Annotated in this window: 17 protein-coding genes; 11 read left to right on the top strand and 6 right to left on the bottom strand. The window is 48.8% G+C overall.

Annotated features, from left to right (window positions below; translation table 11 throughout):
• Nucleotides 1-24: 24 nt before the first annotated feature.
• Both ACWJJX_RS17395 and ACWJJX_RS17390 read left to right on the top strand, forming a co-directional pair.
• Nucleotides 25-1,185: a glycosyltransferase family 2 protein gene (locus tag ACWJJX_RS17395; protein ID WP_252206724.1), complete on the top strand. Its 1,161-nt coding sequence runs from the start codon at nt 25-27 to the stop codon at nt 1,183-1,185.
• Between the two features lie 15 nt (nt 1,186-1,200).
• Nucleotides 1,201-2,139 (top strand): hypothetical protein, encoded by a 939-nt coding sequence (locus ACWJJX_RS17390; RefSeq protein ID WP_454023149.1) that lies wholly within the window; start codon nt 1,201-1,203, stop codon nt 2,137-2,139.
• 28 nt (nt 2,140-2,167) lie between these two features.
• On the opposite strand, the gene ACWJJX_RS17385 is transcribed toward ACWJJX_RS17390, so the two are convergent.
• Together ACWJJX_RS17385 and ACWJJX_RS17380 are read right to left on the bottom strand one after the other, a co-directional pair.
• Complete coding sequence (locus ACWJJX_RS17385; RefSeq protein ID WP_003155670.1) at nt 2,168-3,397, bottom strand: MFS transporter; 1,230 nt, start codon at nt 3,395-3,397, stop codon at nt 2,168-2,170.
• Between the two features lie 117 nt (nt 3,398-3,514).
• Complete coding sequence (locus ACWJJX_RS17380; protein ID WP_061890476.1) at nt 3,515-4,900, bottom strand: amino acid permease; 1,386 nt, start codon at nt 4,898-4,900, stop codon at nt 3,515-3,517.
• A 244-nt stretch (nt 4,901-5,144) separates the two neighbouring features.
• Between ACWJJX_RS17380 and ACWJJX_RS17375 the strand changes: the two genes are divergently transcribed.
• From ACWJJX_RS17375 to ACWJJX_RS17365, 3 genes are all read left to right on the top strand, one after another.
• Complete coding sequence (locus tag ACWJJX_RS17375; RefSeq protein WP_033574964.1) at nt 5,145-6,602, top strand: aldehyde dehydrogenase family protein; 1,458 nt, start codon at nt 5,145-5,147, stop codon at nt 6,600-6,602.
• 15 nt (nt 6,603-6,617) lie between these two features.
• Complete coding sequence (locus tag ACWJJX_RS17370) at nt 6,618-7,472, top strand: methyl-accepting chemotaxis protein (protein WP_003155664.1); 855 nt, start codon at nt 6,618-6,620, stop codon at nt 7,470-7,472.
• Between the two features lie 127 nt (nt 7,473-7,599).
• Complete coding sequence (locus ACWJJX_RS17365; protein WP_454023148.1) at nt 7,600-8,499, top strand: SDR family oxidoreductase; 900 nt, start codon at nt 7,600-7,602, stop codon at nt 8,497-8,499.
• A 46-nt stretch (nt 8,500-8,545) separates the two neighbouring features.
• On the opposite strand, the gene ACWJJX_RS17360 is transcribed toward ACWJJX_RS17365, so the two are convergent.
• The gene (locus tag ACWJJX_RS17360) at nt 8,546-9,613 is read right to left on the bottom strand and encodes a glycosyltransferase (RefSeq protein ID WP_025649929.1); all 1,068 of its coding nucleotides are present in this window, start codon (nt 9,611-9,613) and stop codon (nt 8,546-8,548) included.
• A gap of 158 nt (nt 9,614-9,771) precedes the next feature.
• On the opposite strand from ACWJJX_RS17360, the gene ACWJJX_RS17355 reads away from it, so the two are divergent.
• From ACWJJX_RS17355 to ACWJJX_RS17345, 3 genes are all read left to right on the top strand, one after another.
• Complete coding sequence (locus tag ACWJJX_RS17355) at nt 9,772-11,661, top strand: ABC-F family ATP-binding cassette domain-containing protein (protein ID WP_454023147.1); 1,890 nt, start codon at nt 9,772-9,774, stop codon at nt 11,659-11,661.
• Between the two features lie 188 nt (nt 11,662-11,849).
• A complete protein-coding gene (locus ACWJJX_RS17350; protein WP_003155658.1) occupies nt 11,850-12,272 on the top strand; it encodes a MerR family transcriptional regulator in 423 nt (140 codons plus the stop codon).
• Between the two features lie 63 nt (nt 12,273-12,335).
• Nucleotides 12,336-13,520, top strand: coding sequence for an MFS transporter (locus ACWJJX_RS17345; RefSeq protein WP_014304592.1), 1,185 nt, complete (start codon nt 12,336-12,338; stop codon nt 13,518-13,520).
• A gap of 43 nt (nt 13,521-13,563) precedes the next feature.
• Here ACWJJX_RS17345 and ACWJJX_RS17340 read toward each other — a convergent pair whose 3' ends face one another.
• The gene (locus ACWJJX_RS17340) at nt 13,564-15,120 is read right to left on the bottom strand and encodes an ABC-F family ATP-binding cassette domain-containing protein (protein WP_012117051.1); all 1,557 of its coding nucleotides are present in this window, start codon (nt 15,118-15,120) and stop codon (nt 13,564-13,566) included.
• Between the two features lie 171 nt (nt 15,121-15,291).
• Between ACWJJX_RS17340 and ACWJJX_RS17335 the strand changes: the two genes are divergently transcribed.
• Together ACWJJX_RS17335 and ACWJJX_RS17330 are read left to right on the top strand one after the other, a co-directional pair.
• A complete protein-coding gene (locus tag ACWJJX_RS17335) occupies nt 15,292-16,422 on the top strand; it encodes a DEAD/DEAH box helicase (protein WP_017419086.1) in 1,131 nt (376 codons plus the stop codon).
• Between the two features lie 73 nt (nt 16,423-16,495).
• Nucleotides 16,496-16,942: a GNAT family N-acetyltransferase gene (locus ACWJJX_RS17330; RefSeq protein WP_033574967.1), complete on the top strand. Its 447-nt coding sequence runs from the start codon at nt 16,496-16,498 to the stop codon at nt 16,940-16,942.
• A gap of 52 nt (nt 16,943-16,994) precedes the next feature.
• On the opposite strand, the gene ACWJJX_RS17325 is transcribed toward ACWJJX_RS17330, so the two are convergent.
• Together ACWJJX_RS17325 and ACWJJX_RS17320 are read right to left on the bottom strand one after the other, a co-directional pair.
• The gene (locus ACWJJX_RS17325; protein WP_033574968.1) at nt 16,995-18,014 is read right to left on the bottom strand and encodes an NADP-dependent oxidoreductase; all 1,020 of its coding nucleotides are present in this window, start codon (nt 18,012-18,014) and stop codon (nt 16,995-16,997) included.
• Between the two features lie 128 nt (nt 18,015-18,142).
• Nucleotides 18,143-18,493 carry a DUF3212 family protein gene (locus tag ACWJJX_RS17320; protein ID WP_050515827.1) on the bottom strand — a complete coding sequence of 117 codons (351 nt, stop codon included), beginning with the start codon at nt 18,491-18,493 and terminating at the stop codon, nt 18,143-18,145.
• Nucleotides 18,494-18,684: 191 nt separating this feature from the next.
• Between ACWJJX_RS17320 and ACWJJX_RS17315 the strand changes: the two genes are divergently transcribed.
• On the top strand, nt 18,685-19,032 hold the full coding sequence (locus ACWJJX_RS17315) for a general stress protein (RefSeq protein WP_003155650.1): 348 nt from the start codon (nt 18,685-18,687) through the stop codon (nt 19,030-19,032).
• Nucleotides 19,033-19,163 lie beyond the last annotated feature (131 nt).

Here is a 19,163-nt window from a genome sequence, read left to right as displayed (position 1 = left end):
TCATATACAGGAAGTGAACGAAAAGTGAAGGCAAGCGTCATTGTTCCCGCATATAATTCCAAGGAGAGGCTTTATAACAGCCTGCTGTCCCTGAATGAACAGGAATGCACAGAGCCGTTCGAAGTGATTGTGGCTGACAACGGTTCGGAAGACGGAACCTTATCCATGCTTGAATCATTCAGCGCGAATTTTCCGCTGATTTTTGTAAGAATTAAAGAAAACAGAGGGATCGCTTACGGGCGGAATCAGGCGGTCCGCAATGCCAGAGGCGATATTTTGATTTTCCATGACAGCGACATGCTTGCCGAAAAGGATTTGGTGGCGAAGCATATCAAGGCTCATGAGAACCGGGACGATCTTGTCGTATGCGGTATGTTCTGGAAGCGGATTTACAGTTTTTATTATGACCGTTTTGAAAAAGAGCATAAGGAAAAACTCGCCGAACTGTATGAAGAGCTGCCGGGCGATAAAGAGGCGCTCCTTGATGAAAGTGACATCAGAGACGGAAGCTTTCTTGACCGATGCTTTGATTTAGATACCGACTTTATCCGGGTGCTGAAAAGCATTTTGGAAAAATACGGAGATGATTTGAACGGCTACCGTCTGCCGTGGCGTTTTTTCATTACGAACAATTCATCAGTTAAGAGGCAGCACGTGGAAGATCTCGGCCTGTTTGATGAAGGCATTGTCAGATACGGCTTTGAAGATTATGATCTCGGCATCAGGCTTCATCAGTCGGGAATGAGATTTCAGCTGCGGCGCGATATCATGAGCGTCCATCAGGAGCATCCGAGCAACTGCGCTTCCGTTGATGACATCAGGGCGAATATCGCGTACATGTGCGACAAGTACAATGACATTCATTCGCTTGACGTGCACCTCGCGTTTAACGGACCGTTTGACGCGGAGTTAACCAACAGCATGATGGCAGATATCGAAGTGCTGCTTGATTATGAGAAATATGAAAGCCTGCTGCACATTTTTCTCGAGCTGCTGCACGCGGTTAAAGACCGCAACCTTGACCCGGACTGGAAGACGAAAAGCCCGCGGATCACGGCGAACAGCTTCCAGCTGCCGGAGGTCGGAAAGCTTTTGGCAAAAGCGGAAAAAAAGCTGGGCGTCACGCACTTTGCAAGGGCGTTCAAAGCGCTGACTGCTGATTTACTGCATGTGGATCTTAAATAAATTGGATGTGATATGGTGAGTAAATATCATTTTTCAACCATTGTTTCCAGAACGCATATCTTTAAACTGATGCCGATGATTCATTCTCTCCATGAGCATTGCCGGGATTTTCATCTGTATGTGCTGTGTGTCGATCAGAAAGCGTACGAACTGCTTCAGCAGGTGCCGTGGGAACATGTCACGGCGGTTCAGCTCCATGAAATGGAGAACCCGGAGCTGCTTGAAGCAAAGGGCGGCCGGACGTTTCATGAATATTGCTGGACGCTGAAGCCGGCTTTTCTGTTCCATGTGATGACGGAGTATGATGAAGCCGAATATTTTGCCCATTTGGACACCGATCTCTTTTTCTTCTCAGATGCGGGCGAGCTGTTTGCGGAAAAGCCGGATGCTTCCCTTTTTCTGACGGATCACCGCAATTCAGAACGGTTTGCGTCTTATTACAAGCTGACGGGGCAGTACAACACCGGGTTTGTCGGCGCGCGGAATACCGGGGAAGCGTATCGGGCGGTCTGGCAGTGGAGACAGGATTGCATCTCCTATTGTACGGTGGAGATGAATGAAGAAAAAAAGACATACGGTGACCAAAGGTATGTTGAAAAGTGGCCCGCGCAGTTTGAACACGTGCATGTCACGGAGTCGATCGGCGCGAATGCGGCGCTGTGGAATATTGAGCAATATGACGTCAGCCTGCGCGACGGGGCTGTATATGTCAATGACACCCCGCTGATTTTTTATCATTTTTCAGGCTTTACGCTCGTCACGGAGAACGAATTCAATCTCTGCTGGTACTATCACATTGATGATGAGGCGACAGTCAGTATGATTTACGTCCCGTACATCAAAAACGTAAAAAAATGGATTGATGAAATTCAAAAAGCGTTTCCTGATTTCAGAGACGGGTTTATTCCGAAATATGCGGTTCCTGACACTCATTTTTATACGGTTGAAACATAAAATCCCTGCCTTTTCGGCAGGGATTTTTTTATGAATGCCATTCTTTTAATGTTTTGTCGCTCGGCAGGACAAAGGCGAGCAGACCTAAAACGGGCAGAAAGGCGACGGCTGTCATGGTCGGCGTCAATCCCGCTGAATCAATAAGAGCTCCGAGCGCAACCGCTCCGATCGCGCCCATTCCGAAGGCGAGCCCGACCGTAAGCCCTGACATCGTTCCGATTTTGCCGGGAACAAGCTCCTGCGCGTAGACAACCGTCACGGAGAAGCTGGACATCAGAACAACGCCGATCAGCGCCAGTACGCCATAGGCGATGACAGGTCCCGCAAACGGAAGGAAAATCGTCAAGGGAGCCGATGCCGTCATGGAAACGATGATGACGTTCCGCTTTCCGAAACGGTCTGCAAGCGGCCCGCCGAGAAACGTTCCGACAGCTCCGAAAAATAAAAAGACGAAGATGTAGCTCTGTGCCTGCTGAATGCTGACATGATAGGCATTCATCGCATAGAACGTATAGAAGTTGCCGATCGCGCTCACATACCAGGAGCGCGCGAAAATTAAGAAGATAATCATGATAAGGGCGAGAATAATCGGTTTTGTAATCACGGTCTGCACAGCGGCGGCCGGTGATTTTTTACTTGCGGCGCGCAAATGAATAAGGCGGCCTTTATACCATTTGGCGATATAAATGAGAAACAGCACAGCGATTGCGGCGACTAGCGTAAACCAGACAGAGCCGAATTGACCGAGCGGAACGAGAATCAGCGCGGTAATCAAGGGCGCCATCGCCTGGCCGGTATTCCCTCCGACTTGGTAAATCGATTGCGCCAATCCGCGCTTTTCGCCGGCGGCCATGTAAGCGACACGCGATCCTTCAGGATGAAAGACGGCGGAGCCAAGGCCGATAAAAAAGACACAGCATAAAATCGTCAGAAAAGACGGGGCGAACGCGAGACCTAAAATGCCGAGCATGCTTGCGGTGAGTCCGAGCGGCAAAGCATACGGCATCGGGCGTTTATCCGTATACCAGCCGATGACGGGCTGCATCACGGAAGACACCATATTCAGCGTAAAGGCGATAATTCCGAGCTGCGTAAATGTAAGATTCATGGAACGTTCCAAAATCGGAAACATCGCCGGAATCACCGCTTGCAGTGAATCGTTCAGCAGATGACAGATCCCGATAATGAACAGAATAGAATACATGGTTGTCTCGGGACGATGGACAGGTTTTTCTTTAAGCGGGGCGGCAATTGCCAAAGTGATTCTCCTCCTTTTTATGTAAACGAAGCATACACCATATTATTCATAAGGTGAATGAATTATCAAGTGCAAAAAAGGCTCTTCTTTCTCAAACAGAAAAAAGAGCCTCCCTTTTTATTTATTTAACAAACTGTGTTTTCTCGAATACATCATATAAACGACGATCCCGGCGGCGATCCAGATGACAAAGGCGAGCCATGTCACGCCCGGCAGGCTGCTTGCGAGATACAGGCATAAGCATGCGCTGATGATCGGCACAAAAGGCACGAAAGGAACACGGAAGGAAGATTTGATCTCCGGATGTTTCTTTCTTAAAACGATGACGGCGATCGCAATGACCGTAAAGGCCGCCAAGGTTCCCATATTGACGAGATGCGCCAAGGTTCCCAGGTCAATAAAACCTGCGATCCCGGCGGCAGCGATCCCCGTCACCCATGTGTTTTGAAACGGTGTTTTAAAACGCGGGTGAACCTTGGAAAACATGCGGGGCAAGAGGCCGTCTCTGCTCATCGCAAATGTAAGGCGCACCTGAGCGTAAAGCAGAGCGAGCATGACCGTTGTAATCCCGATAATCGCGCCGACGGAAATAATGCCTGCTATTTTGTTCTGGCCGACAAATTGGAGCGCGAAAGATACAGGGTCTCCGACATTCAGCTTGGTATACGAAAGCATTCCCGTCAGGACAAGCGATACCGTAATGTAAAGGACGGTGCAGATGGCAAGCGCGCCGATGATTCCGACCGGCATTGATTTCTGCGGGTTTTTCACTTCTTCCGACGCGTTTGACACGGCATCAAATCCGAGATACGCGAAGAAAACGGTCGCGGCGCTCGTGATGACGCCTTTCATTCCGAACGGCATAAACGGCGACCAGTTTTCCGGTTTCACGTAGCCGAAACCGACGACGATAAACAGCAGAATGATCGCAATTTTCATCAATACAATGACATTGTTAAAGCGGGTGCTTTCTTTCACGCCCCTTGAAACAATCGCGGTAATGACCAAAATAATGATAACGGCCGGCAGGTTGAACACGGCACCCGTTTTGCTGCCGGGTGCGGCGGTCAGCGCCTCCGGAATATGCAGCCCGAAGCCTGCAAGAAGCGACTGGAAATAGGATGACCAGCCGGTTGCGACGGCGGCGAGCGCGATAACATATTCAAGCATTAAGTCCCATCCGATTAAAAACGCGAGACACTCACCGAGAGTGACATATGAATACGTATATACGCTGCCTGAAATCGGAATGGATGAAGAAAATTCCGCATAACAAAACGCGGCGAGCGCGCAGGCAAGGCCCGCGAGCACAAACGACAGAATCAAAGCCGGTCCTGCGCCTGTCGCGGCCACAGTCCCGGTAATCACAAAAATCCCCGTGCCGACAACACAGCCGATTCCGAGCAAAACCAAGTCAAAAGCGCTTAACGAGCGGGACAGGCTGGTCTGTTTGCTCTGGGCCTTTAAGTCGGCCAGCGGCTTTTTCCGAAATAGTAAAGACATATGGGTCCTCCTGAAAATTCATAATATTCTTATCATTATATACACTGACGTTTGTATTATATTGTCGAAATTTCTCGCAGTCAATTAAAGAATTTTCCACTTTAAAAGGACAAAGCTAAAAAGCGTCGATGCACGGAAGGAAAGGGAATTTTATTGTGAAATAGTTCAATTTTCTCACCTTAAGACCGATACAAAAGATGACTCATCAACTAATTTCAAGTTTCGGTGAAAGGGAGATGTTTACATGTTTCAATATGAAGAACTAAATAAGCAGTTTATCGGCGGCCGATGGAGGGATGGAAGCAGCCGGAACGTATTGGAAAACAGAAATCCTTATACTCAAAAAGTCATCACCTCATTCCGAAAAGCGACGCCTGATGACGTGGATGCGGCATATCGCGCCGCGGCTCTTGCGAAACAAGAATGGGACAAAGTAAACCCTTTTAAAAAGCGGGCCATTTTGGAAAAAGCCGTTTCTTTCATTGAAGAGCACGAAGAAGCGATTATTTACTTAATCATGGAGGAGCTTGGCGGAACACGGCTGAAGGCTGAGTTTGAAATCGGACTTGTCAAAAATATGATAAAAGAAGCCGCAACATTTCCGGTGCGGATGGAAGGGAAAATTCTCCCGTCCACGATTGACGGAAAAGAAAACAGGCTGTACAGAATACCCGCCGGAGTCGTGGGGGTGATCAGCCCGTTTAATTTCCCGTTTTTCCTTTCGATGAAATCTGTTGCGCCGGCACTCGGCGCGGGGAACGGCGTCGTGCTGAAGCCTCATGAAGAAACGCCGATTTGCGGCGGAACGCTTATCGCGAAAATTTTTGAAGCGGCCGGCGTACCGGACGGGCTGCTGAATGTCATCGTGACGGATATCGGGGAGATCGGCGACAGCTTTGTTGAGCATCCCGTGCCGCGGATAATCTCATTTACAGGCTCAACCGGAGTGGGCAGCTATATCGGACAGCTTGCGGTCAAACACTTTAAAAAACCGCTGTTGGAGCTTGGCGGAAACAGCGCGCTGATCGTGCTTGAGGATGCTGATCTTGAATACGCCGTCAATGCGGCCGTATTCAGCCGGTTTACGCATCAAGGCCAGATCTGTATGTCGGCGAACCGCGTGCTCGTTCACACATCTGTATATGACAAATTTACAGAGCTTTACGAAGCGAAAGTGTCATCGCTGAAAGTCGGCGATCCGATGGACCCTGATACGGTTATCGGTCCTTTAATCAATGAGAGACAGGCGGAAGGTCTGAGACGGTCTGTCGAAAAAGCGATAGAAGAGGGAGCGGTTCCGGTGCTGTCCGGCCGATTCAGCGGAACGGTCGCTGAGCCCGTCATTTTAAAAGATGTGAAACCTGAGATGAGCATCGCGAAGGAGGAGCTGTTCGGACCGGCCGTCTGCATCATGCCGTTTGAAACGGAGGATGAAGCGGTAAGCATCGCAAACGCGACACCGTTCGGTTTAAGCGGAGCCGTGCATACGGCAAACGTGGAGCGGGGCGTTGAGTTTGCTAAGCGGATCGAAACCGGCATGATTCACGTCAACGATACGACCATTAATGATGAACCGAACGTTGCGTTCGGCGGCGAGAAACAATCAGGTCTCGGCAGGCTGAACGGCGAATGGAGCCTTGAAGAATTCACCACGCTGAAATGGATTTCGGTTCAGCATGAAAAACGTCAATTCCCATATTAAGAAGGAGTGAAAGAAATGAGTATACAGACGGAGCAGCAAACGCACAGCCTGCTTGACGCTTTTGTCAAAGTTGCGCCTTTTTTAAACAGCCTGATCCAAGATGACATCACCATCGGAATTTATGATACAGAAAAATTAATCGTGAATATTCCGGCTAAAACGTTTTCTCTTAATGTAAAGCCGGGAGACCCGCTGCAAAAAGGGGACATCATTACAGACGCGATCCGCATGAATCAGAAGAAGACAAGCATGGTGCCGAAAGAGCTGTTCGGATTTCCGCTGATCGCCAGAGCGATTCCGCTTCATGATGAAAACGGAAAAGTCATCGGCGGCGTCGGTCTCGGCACGAGCCTTGAAAAATCAGCCAAGCTTCATGATGTCGCTGAAAGCCTGTCCGCCGTCGTGGAACAGACCGCTTCGGCGATCGCGGATATCTCAGAATCCATCAGCGGTTTCTCAGCACAGATGACCGGGATTTCCGCTCAGGCGAAACAAGTCAGTGAAAGCGCGGGAGAAATCGCCGACATTTCCGTCACTGTCAAGGGCATCTCGGATCAAAGCAATCTGCTCGGTTTGAATGCGGCCATTGAAGCCGCGAGAGCAGGAGAATCCGGCAAGGGCTTTTCCGTGGTGGCGGATGAGATCCGCAAGCTTGCCACTCATTCAAAAGACAATGTCGGTCAAATTGACCAGATTACGAAAAAAATCCACAGCCTGCTGAAAGGGCTGGAGGACTCAATTGAATCCATCAACCAGAACACGGACGGCCAAGCGGCGGCGGTAGAACAAATTTCTGCCACGATGCAGGAGATTTCAGGAAGCGCCCAGCATTTAGCGAAAATGGCTGAAAACGTGCTCGGAGAATCATAAAAAAAGGGAGCTTACGGGCTCCTTTTTTGTTTTCCCTTATCAATCGGAAACTGCACTTACACGTTTGATCCGTCATGCTCAGGGGTACACATACGAATACATCACCAATGATAAAGGAGAGTCTTGTATGTCTGATGCAAATCTGCACAACCCGCTGACGAAATATGATCATGATGAATTTCCAAAACAATATCAAGAACCGCCCGGTTTGCAGAAAGAGATGAAGCCTGTGCCGGACTGCGGTGAAACAAGCTATAAAGGAGCCGGCAAGCTGAAGGGAAGAAAAGCCCTCGTCACCGGCGGCGATTCAGGTATCGGCCGGGCCGCCGCGATTGCTTATGCCCGGGAAGGGGCGGATGTGGCCATTAACTATCTGCCTGAGGAACAGCCGGATGCCGAAGAAGTGAAAGCGTTAATTGAAAAAGAGGGAAGAAAAGCTGTTCTGCTGCCGGGAGATTTAAGCGATGAAGCGTTTTGCGGAGAATTGGCGGAAAAAGCGTATCAAGAGCTTGGCGGTCTTGACACGCTCGTTCTTGTCGCCGGCAAACAGCAGGCAGTGGATGATATCAGCGATCTTGCCACAGAACAAATCTATCAAACATTTGAAGTCAACGTATTCTCGCTGTATTGGCTCGTCAAAGCCGCGCTTCCGTATCTGCCGGAAGGCGCGTCTATTATCACGACAACGTCCGTAGAAGGGTATAATCCAAGCCCGATGCTGTTGGATTATGCTGCGACGAAACATGCCATTATCGGTTTTACCGTCGGCCTAGGAAAGCAGCTGGCGAATAAAGGAATCAGAGTCAACTCGGTAGCGCCGGGGCCGATCTGGACGCCGCTGCAGATTTCCGGAGGACAGCCCGGTGAAAACATTCCGAAATTCGGCAAGGAAACACCGGCCGTTCCATTACAGCGTGCCGGACAGCCGGCGGAGCTGGCAGGGATTTATGTCTTTTTGGCCTCAGAAGAATCGAGCTATGTGACATCCCAAATTTACAGTGTCAGCGGAGGAATTCCGACAGCGTAATCAAAAAGGAGCTGCCCTGCATACGGGGGCAGCTCTTTTTTCGATGTTATGTGCCGAGCACGTTTTGATTATACAGGACACTCGGATGTGACGGATGATAGGAGGCGGCTTTGTCGTTATGAATCTTCGCTTTTTCTCTGTCGCCGAGCTGCCAGTGGCAGACGCAGAGCTGCAGATGGGGGTACCAGGTGGAATATTCGAGCTGGGTAAAGCCTGCATCGCTGCTTTTGGCGGATAGGGCGAGCTCATACCAAAACACGCCCTGCCGGTATTGCCGTTTCTCCGCAAAATAGTCGCCGAGCCTGCAGCAGAACTCCGGCCGCGGACAATCGATCAGAAATGATTTTAAGAGAGACGTCATGGCGGCCTCTTCATGGCCGACCGCCCTGTAGCAATCGGATAGATATTGGCACGTTCTGATCTCGTCTTCGATCCAGCACTGTTTTGTGGAAAGAAAATGGTGATAATATGTGATGGCGCGCTGATACTGGCCGTGATCCTTTAATTCATTCGCGAAGTAAAACAAATCGCGCGGTGTCATCGTTTCACTGTTTTCCGCCATTTTCTCATAAATCTTCAGGTTGCGGTCCGAGGGAGGCGAGTGCTTTTTCTCGGATTTCCGGTGTGTGACGGCAATATCGGTTTCTATGATGTTTCCGTATACTTCAAGATACTCATGCACGGCTCCGATCCAGCGGAATCCTTTTTCACGCTTGACGAGTCGGTTGCGGCGGTATCTGAAGCTGACCTCTCCCCGATCATCAAAGCCGACGTGATAATACATGGATACCGCGTCCACCTCTTTTGAAAGCGACGCCTTTAGTTCAATCAGCTTTTCACGGTCCTTTTCCGTCAGCATATCGTCGGCGTCCAGCCACAGAATATAATCCATTTCCGCTTTCGAAAACACAAAATTACGGGCGGCCGCAAAGTGATCGATCCATTCAAAATCATAAATTTTATCCGTATAACGGGCCGCGATTTCTTTCGTCCGGTCGGTCGAGCCCGTATCAGCAATCACAATTTCATCCGCAATGTCTTTGACGGAATCAAGACAGCCCGCAAGCACTTCCTCTTCATTTTTCACGATAACGCACAAACTGACGCTGATCATGTCATCACCTCTTCCCCTCCAGTGTATAAAAGGAGAGGCGGAAACATTCTTCGGACAAAATGATCTCTTCCAGGAAATTTGTCTGTCCTTTTACTAGTTTTATTCCAGCGCCTGATTTAAAATGAACACATGAACTTACGTGAGGATTGATAGGAACCATGAGCATCATAAAAGCGGAAAACCTTTATAAAACATACGGAGATAAGACATTATTCGACCATATCTCCTTTCATATTGAAGAGAATGAAAGAATCGGTTTAATCGGCCCGAACGGAACGGGGAAGTCTACGCTTCTGAAAACCATTGCCGGCCTTGAATCAACGGAGGAAGGCGAGATTACGTCTTCAGGAAACGTGCATATTGAGTTTTTGCATCAGGACCCTGAGCTTCCGGCCGGACAAACCGTTCTTGAACATATTTATTCCGGCGGATCAGCCGTCATGAGAACGATGAGAGAATACGAAAAAGCGCTTCAGGCGCTGAATGAAGAACCGGAAAATGACCAGCGCCAGAAACACCTGCTTGATGCGCAGGCCCAAATGGACGCGAATGATGCGTGGGAGGCGAATACGTTAGCCAAAACGGTTTTAACCAAACTTGGCGTCACCGATCTGATGAAGGATGTCAGTGAGCTGTCCGGCGGCCAGAGAAAGCGCGTCGCGATTGCGAAAAACATCATCCAGCCGGCTGACCTGCTCATTTTAGATGAACCGACAAACCACTTGGACAATGAAACGATTGAATGGCTGGAAGGCTACTTATCGCAATATCCGGGCGCCGTTATGCTTGTCACGCACGACAGATATTTTCTGAACAGGGTGACGAACAGAATTTACGAGCTTGAGAGAGGCAGCCTTTATACGTATAAAGGAAACTATGAAGTATTCCTGGAAAAACGGGCCGAACGGGAAGCGCTGGCGGAGCAGAAAGAAACAAAACGTCAAAACCTCCTGCGCCGCGAATTGGCGTGGCTCAGAAGAGGAGTGAAAGCGCGCTCGACGAAACAAAAAGCGAGAGTGGACAGAGCGGAGGCGCTCAAGGAGCAAAAAGGGCCGGCAGTCTCCGGATCACTCGATTTCGCGATCGGTTCCCACCGTCTCGGAAAACAAGTAATCGAAGCCGATAACGTCGCCATTACCTATAACGGCCAAGCGCTGATCAGCCAGTTTAATGAGCTTGTCATCCCGGGGGAACGAATCGGCATCATCGGGCCGAACGGAATCGGGAAAACGACACTTTTAAACAGCCTCGCCGGCAGAATTCAGCCTGACAGCGGTAATATCACCATCGGGCAGACGGTCCGGATCGGCTACTACACCCAGGATCACAGCGAAATGAACGGTGATATGAAAGTCATTGACTATATAAAAGAGACGGCTGAAATCGTCAAAACGGCGGAAGGCGATGTCATCACCGCGGAACAAATGCTTGAGCGTTTTCTGTTCCCGCGTCCGATGCAGCAGACATATATCAGAAAGCTGTCGGGCGGGGAAAAGCGCCGTCTGTACTTGCTGAATGTACTGATGCAGGAGCCGAATGTGCTGTTTTTAGATGAACCGACCAATGATCTGGACACAGAAACATTAAGCGTGCTCGAGGATTATATCGAACAGTTCCCGGGCGTCGTCATCACTGTATCCCATGACCGCTATTTCCTTGACCGCGTCGTGGACCGCCTGATTGTATTTGAAGGACACGGCATCATTTCCCGTTTCCAAGGTTCGTACAGTGAATACATGGAACAAGCAAAAGCGAAGAAGACGGCGGTAAAACAGCCGGCCGAAGAAAAAAAGGCGGAAGAAGAGCCGAAGAAAAAGCGCAAAAAGCTTTCGTACAAGGATCAGATCGAATGGGACGGCATCGAAGACAAAATCGCCGGCCTTGAAGAAAAGCATCAGCGTCTGGAAGCGGAAATCGCTGAAGCGGGAAGTGATTTCGGAAAGATACAAGAACTGATGGCCGAACAGGCAAAAACGGCTGAAGAGCTTGAAGCGGCGATGGAACGCTGGACCGAATTGTCACTGATGATTGAAGAACTTGAGAATTAAGAAAAGCCGGTACGACCCCCGAGAAGATGGCGGGTCATCCCGGCTTTTTGTTTTAAACAAATGTCTCCCGGCGCTTTAAAGACAAAGGTTCCTTCCAAGCCAAGTTTATCCGGCATAGAAAGTTTACGTTTACGTTAAGGTTCAAATGGTGTATAATAGAAACAGATACGACAAGAGGGGGATTCACCTTGGAATGGATGAAGATTGATCAAGTTGCCAAGCGAAGCGGACTGACAAAACGAACCATTCGTTTTTACGAGGAGATTGGTTTGATTCCTGCTCCTAAACGGACAGAAGGCGGCGTCCGGCTTTACTCTGAAGATGATATGGAAGAGCTCGAAAAAGTCACCAGCACTAAAGAAGTGCTCGGTTTTTCCCTTCAGGAGCTTCAGCAGTTTATGGAGATGAGCCGTCAGCTGGAATTAAACAAAGAGGGGTACTTGTTGTCACTGGATCCGAAGGAACGGAAAGAAAAGCTGGAAGAGATTCAGCACGCTTTGAACCACCAGCTTGAGATGATTGATGAGAAGATCAGCACATTTCAGCATTTTAAAACGCGCCTTAACGGAATGAAAGAAAAAGCTGACCGCGCCATTCAATCAATCGAATGATTTTGCTGTAAACGCTATGGATATAGCGTTTCTTTTAATGGATAAAACAGGAGGTCTGGTCAAATGGATACATCATCACAACAGAAAACAGGCTTATTCAGCCAGCCGAAAGCCGTTTGGGCGGTTGCGTTTGCCTGTGTGATTTCCTTTATGGGAATCGGTCTTGTCGATCCGATTCTTCCGGCGATCGCCGCACAATTACATGCTTCACCTAGTGAAGTATCACTGTTATTTACAAGTTATTTGCTCGTTACCGGTTTTATGATGTTTTTCTCCGGCGCGATTTCCAGCCGGATCGGCGCAAAATGGACGCTGCTTCTCGGACTTATTTTTATCATCGTGTTTGCCGCTCTCGGCGGAAGCTCAAGTTCAATCGCTCAGCTTGTCGGCTATCGCGGCGGCTGGGGGCTTGGGAATGCTCTCTTTATTTCAACCGCGCTTGCCGTCATCGTCGGGGTATCTGTCGGCGGCAGCGCCAAAGCTATTATTCTGTATGAGGCCGCGCTCGGACTGGGAATTTCCGTCGGGCCGCTTGCCGGCGGAGAGCTGGGCAGCCTTTCATGGCGCGCTCCGTTCTTCGGAGTGTCTGTCCTGATGTTTATAGCGCTTTGCGCGATTTCACTCATGCTGCCGAAGCTGCCGAAACCGGCGAAACGCGTCGGTGTGTTTGATGCGATGAAGGCGCTCAAATATAAAGGCCTTTTGACAATGGCAGTATCTGCATTCTTATACAACTTTGGATTTTTTATTTTGCTTGCTTATTCTCCGTTCGTGCTGGATTTAGATGAACACGGTCTCGGATATGTCTTCTTCGGCTGGGGCCTTCTGCTGGCAATTACGTCAGTCTTTACGGCGCCGCTCGTGCACAAAGCGCTGGGCACAGTGCGTTCGCTCGTCGTTCTCTTTATCGCCTTTGCGGCCATTCTCGTTATTATGGGGGTCTGGACTGACCATCAGACGTTGATCATTACATGTATCGTTGTTGCCGGTGCTGTCCTCGGTATGGTGAATACGATCATGACAACCGCTGTGATGGGTGCTGCGCCGGTTGAACGTTCAATCGCGTCTTCAGCCTACAGCTCAGTCCGCTTTATCGGCGGTGCGCTCGCTCCGTGGATTGCGGGAATGCTGTCAGAACACTTCACCGCAAGCACTCCATATACAGTAGGCGGGATCGTCGTTTTTGTAGGCATGCTTGTCCTTCTCATGGGACGCAAACATCTCGCCGGAATAAAAGCCGGACATTAAGAAAAAAAGGAACTTCCGCACGGGCGGGAGTTCCTTTTTGTGTTTACAGCACTTTTGTCGTCCAAGACTCACAATTCCATGTTTCCGTCGCGATATCCATGTAAAACTCGGGTTCGTGGGAAATCAGCAGAATGGAGCCTTTGTATTCTTTCAGCGCGCGTTTCAGCTCTTCTTTCGCATCGACATCCAGGTGGTTTGTCGGTTCGTCAAGCACAAGTAGATTTGTTTCTGAATTGATCAGCTTGCACAGTCTGACCTTCGCTTTTTCTCCTCCGCTGAGAACGGAGACGCGGCTTTCAATGTGTTTGGTCGTCAGGCCGCATTTGGCGAGGGCGGCGCGGATTTCGTACTGGGTAAAGGAAGGAAATTCGCTCCACACTTCTTCGATGCACGTATTGTTATTGGTTTCTTTCACTTCCTGCTCGAAATAGCCCGTGTATTGATGCTCGCCGCGCTCCACCGTGCCTTCCAGCGGCTGGATTTCACCGAGCAGGCTTTTTAACAGCGTCGTTTTCCCGATGCCGTTTGCGCCGTACAGGGCGACTTTCTGTCCGCGCTCCATTCTGAGATTGAGCGGGCGTGACAGCGGAGTATCGTAGCCGATGACTAAGTCCTTCGTTTCAAAAATGAGCTTGCCTGACGTTCTCGCAGGCTTGAAATGGAATTCCGGTTTCGGTTTTTCGGCCGCCAGTTCGATCATATCCATCTTATCAAGCTTTTTCTGGCGGGACATCGCCATATTTCTCGTGCTGACGCGGGCTTTGTTGCGGGCGACGAAATCTTTCAGCTCAGCCACTTCCTGCTGCTGTTTTTTGTAGGCGGCTTCGAGCTGCTGTTTTTTCACTTCGTAGACTTCCATAAACTGATGATAATCGCCGACATAACGCGTCAGCTCCTGGTTTTCCACATGGTAAATCAAATTGATTACGCTGTTTAAAAACGGAATGTCGTGAGAAATTAAGATGAACGCATTTTCATATTCCTGCAAATAGCGTTTCAGCCATTCAATATGCTGTTCATCAAGGTAGTTGGTCGGTTCGTCCAACAGAAGGATTTCCGGTTTTTCCAAAAGTAGCTTGGCGAGCAGCACTTTCGTCCGCTGTCCGCCGCTTAAATCAGTGACGTCGCGGTCAAGGCCGACATCCTGCAGGCCGAGGCCGCGGGCGATTTCTTCAACTTTGCTGTCAATCACGTAGAAATCATTGTTTGTCAGGGCGTCCTGAATGACACCGACATCTTCAAGCAGCTGCTCAAGTTCATCAGGGTCCGCTTCGCCCATTTTGTTGTAAATCTCGTTCATTTCTTCTTCCATCGCAAATAAGTAATGGAACGCATCCTTCAGCACGTCGCGGATCGTTTTTCCTTTTTCAAGCACGGTATGCTGATCGAGATAGCCGACACGCACGTTTTTCGCCCATTCAACCTTACCCTCATCAGGCTCAAGCTTTCCGGTAATAATATTCATAAACGTTGATTTACCTTCGCCGTTTGCTCCGATTAAGCCGACGTGTTCCCCTTTTAAAAGACGGAACGATACATTGTTAAAAAGCGCACGGTCACCGAAGCCGTGGCTTAAATCTTTTACGGATAAAATACTCATCATTACACCTCTATCGTTATCAGACACGCTTTTTTTATCATGTGTCTTTCTCATTTATGATTATAAAGGAGGAGACCGTTTGTTAAAAGGCTTGGAAGGAAAAAGAAAATTGCGTTTGCCGCGTGCATTTGAGATACTATGGAGTAGATTTTAAGAATTGAGGAGAACGACATGACCCAAACATGGCCATTTTTACAGCATACACAACCATTTATCGCCGAAAACTGGGAGGCGTCAGGTTTTCAGGAGCCGACCGTTATTCAGGAAAAAGCCGCTCAGGTGATCATGGAAGGGAAAGACGTCATTGCCGAATCCCCGACGGGAACGGGAAAAACATTGGCGTACACGCTTCCGGTTCTGGAGCGGATCAACCCGGAACAGAAACATCCGCAAGTGATCATTTTAGCGCCGTCCCGCGAGCTTGTGATGCAGATTTTTCAAGTGATTCAGGAGTGGAAAAAAGGCTCCGATCTTCGCGCTTTGTCTTTGATCGGCGGGGCAAACGTGAAAAAGCAGGTGGAGAAGCTCAAAAATAAACCGCATATCATTGCAGGCACACCGGGCAGGGTGCTCGAATTGATTCAGGCGAAAAAGCTGAAAATGCATGAAGTCAAGACGATCGTTCTTGATGAAGCGGATCAGCTCGTGACAAAGGAACACCGCGAAACGATGAAAAAAATCATTAAAACGACGCTGAAAGACCGACAGCTTTTAAGCTTTTCCGCTACGCTGCAGCCGGAGACAGAAGAGGTGCTGAATGCCATCGCACATGAACCGGCCGTTTTGAAAGTGGAGCGGAATACGGCGGAAAAAGCGCGCGTCACGCATCAATATCTCGTCTGTGATCAGCGGGATAAAGTGAAGCTTTTGCAAAAGCTGTCACGGCTAAACGGCATGCAGGCGCTCGTGTTCGTCAGAGATATCGGAAATTTAAGCGTCTATGCGGAAAAACTCGCCTATCACCATGTGGATCTCGGCATCCTGCATGGAGAAGCGAAAAAAATGGAGCGGGCAAAGATATTATCAGCGTTTGAACGGGGAGAATTTCCGCTGCTTCTGGCGACTGACATTGCGGCGCGCGGACTCGATATCGATGATCTTCCGTACGTCATTCACGCGGACATCCCGAATGAAGACGGATATATCCACAGATCCGGCCGGACGGGGCGGGCCGGTAAAGAGGGAACCGTACTCAGCCTTGTCACGCCGATGGAAGAATCCAAACTGAAAAAAATGGCCAAATCACTCGGAATTGAGCTGAAAGAGGCCGTTTATTCAGGCGGAAAATTATCTGAGAAATAAGAAACGGAGGGCGGGAAGCCCTTCTTTTTTTATTGTAAAATAATAGAAAAGGTTCGGGCAGGGGAGTGGGAAGATGGGTTCAATAGACCGATTTCAAATATTGAAGGAACGTGAGCTGAAAATACTTGAACACTGGTTTAAGAACGATAACATCAGACGGAGAATGGATGCGATGCTGCCATTAGACGCGTGGTATGCACGATTGAATAAAGATGAAGACGATACTGTCATTATGGCATATGACGGGCAGCTTCCGGCAGGAATGGTCTCTATAGAGTTTGTGGAGGAACGGGCGTATATCGGATTGATCGTCAATCCTTTGTACCAGCTTCAAGGGTACGGAAAACAGATTTTGCAAAAACTGCTGACTGATCCTGGGTTTACCGGCGTGCGGGAATGGGCGGCAAGCATCGAAAAAGACAATCAAATCAGTTTAGCCTGCTTTCAAGCAGCGGGATTCACTTTGGAAGATACGGAGCCTGATGAAGACGGCTTTCTGACTTTGATTCTTCGCGGCTGATGCGAAAAAGCAGAAAAGGAGGGGACAAAGCCCTCCTTTTTTCATCATCATGTTAACTTAGATCACTGACTTTGATGATCTGTTTGCCTTTGTTTTCTCCTTTAAACAGGCCGAGGAACGCGTCAGGAATATGGCTGAATCCTTCCGTAATCGTTTCTTCATAATGAAGCTTCCCGTCCTTGAGCCATTCGGCCAATTGTTTCGCGCCTTCGGAAAAGCGGTCAGCATAATCACTGACGATGAACCCCTGCATCAGCGCTTTTGTTTTGATCAGCTTCGGCTGGACGCGGGGGCCCATGTCTTCCTCTTCACTTTCGGTATTATATGAAGAGATCGCTCCGCATACCGGAATGCGGGCGAATTCATTCAGCAGGTTTATCACCGCATCTGAAATCGGTCCGCCGACATTGTCAAAATAGACATCGACGCCGTCAGGGCATGCCTGTTCAAGCGCTTTTTGAATATCATCCGCCGTTTTGTAATTAATGGCTTCATCAAATTGAAGCTCCTCTTTCAGATACGCGATTTTTTCGTCAGAACCGGCGATGCCGACAACCCGCGCGCCTTTGATTTTTGCAATCTGCCCGACTGTTGAGCCGACGGCGCCCGCAGCCCCTGAAACGACGACGGTTTCGCCCTTTTTCGGACGGCCGATATCGAGCAGCCCGAAGTAAGCGGTCAGTCCGGTCATCCCTAAAATGCCGAGATACGCCTGGGCGGGTGCGATATCCGTATCCAACTTGCGGAGGGCGGACTCATTGACGGCTGAATATTCCTGCCATGCGAGATTTCCGATCACAACATCTCCTTTTTTCAGCTTATCGCCGTCTGTCAGAACTTCGGCAATCACTCCGCCTGTTATGGCTTCATCTAAAGCGAACGGCTCTACATATGATTTTGTATCCTGCATCCGTCCGCGCATGTACGGATCAACGGACACATAACTCGTTTTCACAAGCACTTCGCCGTCTTTCGGTTCGGGAACGGCAATCGTTTCAAAGCGGAAATCGTCATGGACGGGAACGCCTTTAGGGCGTCTTGCCAATTGAATCTGCTGCTGATTTTTCGGCATGATGCATCCTCTTTCAACATGAGTGTTTGTTCCAAATGTAACACGAACCATTTCCCGAATACAAAATCAAACCGTCCGCCGGCAACAAAAAAAGAAGGGCCAGGGCCCTTCTTTCCTTATATGCGTATTTAAAAGAATAACCGGTACACATCGGTGTTTTTCTCATGTTCCAAATATTCATAGGCATTCGTTTTTGAAGAATGAAGCATGTCAGCGGTAATGACGGGCTGAAGCGCGGTCAGATAAGAACCCAGCTTATTTTCAATTTCTTTCGGCAGAACGGATTCGATATCACCGATATTGATAATGATAGAGAAAACGAAATCGATATTAATATGAAAAGTATCTTCAGCAAAGACCGTAAGCTCTTTTATTCCATCCGGGCAGCGGGTATGCCGGCGGAATACCTGCTTCACTAAATCACTGACAACCCAAGCGTTAAATCGCTGTTCCGGTGAAAAGTAATGAATAGGAACCACCTCCCTGCTTAATCGGCTCATGAAGATTTTTATTTTTCTGATAAATGTAGCTTTCCCTACTGTAACATGTCCCGCCGGAAAATATCCACCGACAATCTGCCCGTTTTTTCCCGGAACTCTCTTTCTTTTGTTTGACCTTTGGTTGAGCGGGTAAACATCCAATATACAAAAACAAAAGGGAGGACTTATCAATGAAACCGGTAGTAAGAGAATATACAAATGATCAAAAACTGATGCAGGACGTAAAAGAGCTTCAGCAATTGGGTGTCGCAAAAGAAGACGTATATGTGCTTTCTCATGATGACGACAGAACGGACCGCCTGGCAGATAATACTGATGTCAATACCATCGGAGCGAAAGAAACGGGCATTAAACACGCGGTCGGCAATATGTTTAATAAAAAAGGCGACGAGCTCCGCAACAAAATTCACGAAATCGGCTTTTCAGAAGAGGAAGCATCACAATTTGAAAAGCGCTTAGATGAAGGAAAAGTTCTTCTGTTTGTCACGGATAACGAAAAAGTAAAATCATGGGCGTAAGCTGAACAGATCCCAAGGGGTTTTCGGTCCCTTGGGATTTTTTTGCGGTTTCCGCAATAAAACCGAAAGGCACATGCTGTACATTTTCGGTGCCGTTTCTCAACTGATTTGGTAGAATTCAATTGTAATAA

It is taken from the genome of Bacillus sp. YH3-2-B2, from assembly GCF_053663335.1.
The sequence above is the reverse complement of the archived record's forward strand: the minus strand, read 5'-3'. Positions and strand labels throughout refer to the sequence as shown.

Bases quoted from the DNA above. Each gene is read 5' to 3' on its own strand.
- ACWJJX_RS17380 (WP_061890476.1), bottom strand. From the start codon at position 4,900: ATGTCTTTACTATTTCGGAAAAAGCCGCTGGCCGACTTAAAGGCCCAG.
- ACWJJX_RS17375 (WP_033574964.1), top strand. From the start codon at position 5,145: ATGTTTCAATATGAAGAACTAAATAAGCAGTTTATCGGCGGCCGATGG.
- ACWJJX_RS17370 (WP_003155664.1), top strand. From the start codon at position 6,618: ATGAGTATACAGACGGAGCAGCAAACGCACAGCCTGCTTGACGCTTTT.
- ACWJJX_RS17365 (WP_454023148.1), top strand. From the start codon at position 7,600: ATGTCTGATGCAAATCTGCACAACCCGCTGACGAAATATGATCATGAT.
- ACWJJX_RS17360 (WP_025649929.1), bottom strand. From the start codon at position 9,613: ATGATCAGCGTCAGTTTGTGCGTTATCGTGAAAAATGAAGAGGAAGTG.
- ACWJJX_RS17355 (WP_454023147.1), top strand. From the start codon at position 9,772: ATGAGCATCATAAAAGCGGAAAACCTTTATAAAACATACGGAGATAAG.
- ACWJJX_RS17345 (WP_014304592.1), top strand. From the start codon at position 12,336: ATGGATACATCATCACAACAGAAAACAGGCTTATTCAGCCAGCCGAAA.
- ACWJJX_RS17340 (WP_012117051.1), bottom strand. From the start codon at position 15,120: ATGAGTATTTTATCCGTAAAAGATTTAAGCCACGGCTTCGGTGACCGT.
- ACWJJX_RS17335 (WP_017419086.1), top strand. From the start codon at position 15,292: ATGACCCAAACATGGCCATTTTTACAGCATACACAACCATTTATCGCC.
- ACWJJX_RS17330 (WP_033574967.1), top strand. From the start codon at position 16,496: ATGGGTTCAATAGACCGATTTCAAATATTGAAGGAACGTGAGCTGAAA.
- ACWJJX_RS17325 (WP_033574968.1), bottom strand. From the start codon at position 18,014: ATGCCGAAAAATCAGCAGCAGATTCAATTGGCAAGACGCCCTAAAGGC.
- ACWJJX_RS17315 (WP_003155650.1), top strand. From the start codon at position 18,685: ATGAAACCGGTAGTAAGAGAATATACAAATGATCAAAAACTGATGCAG.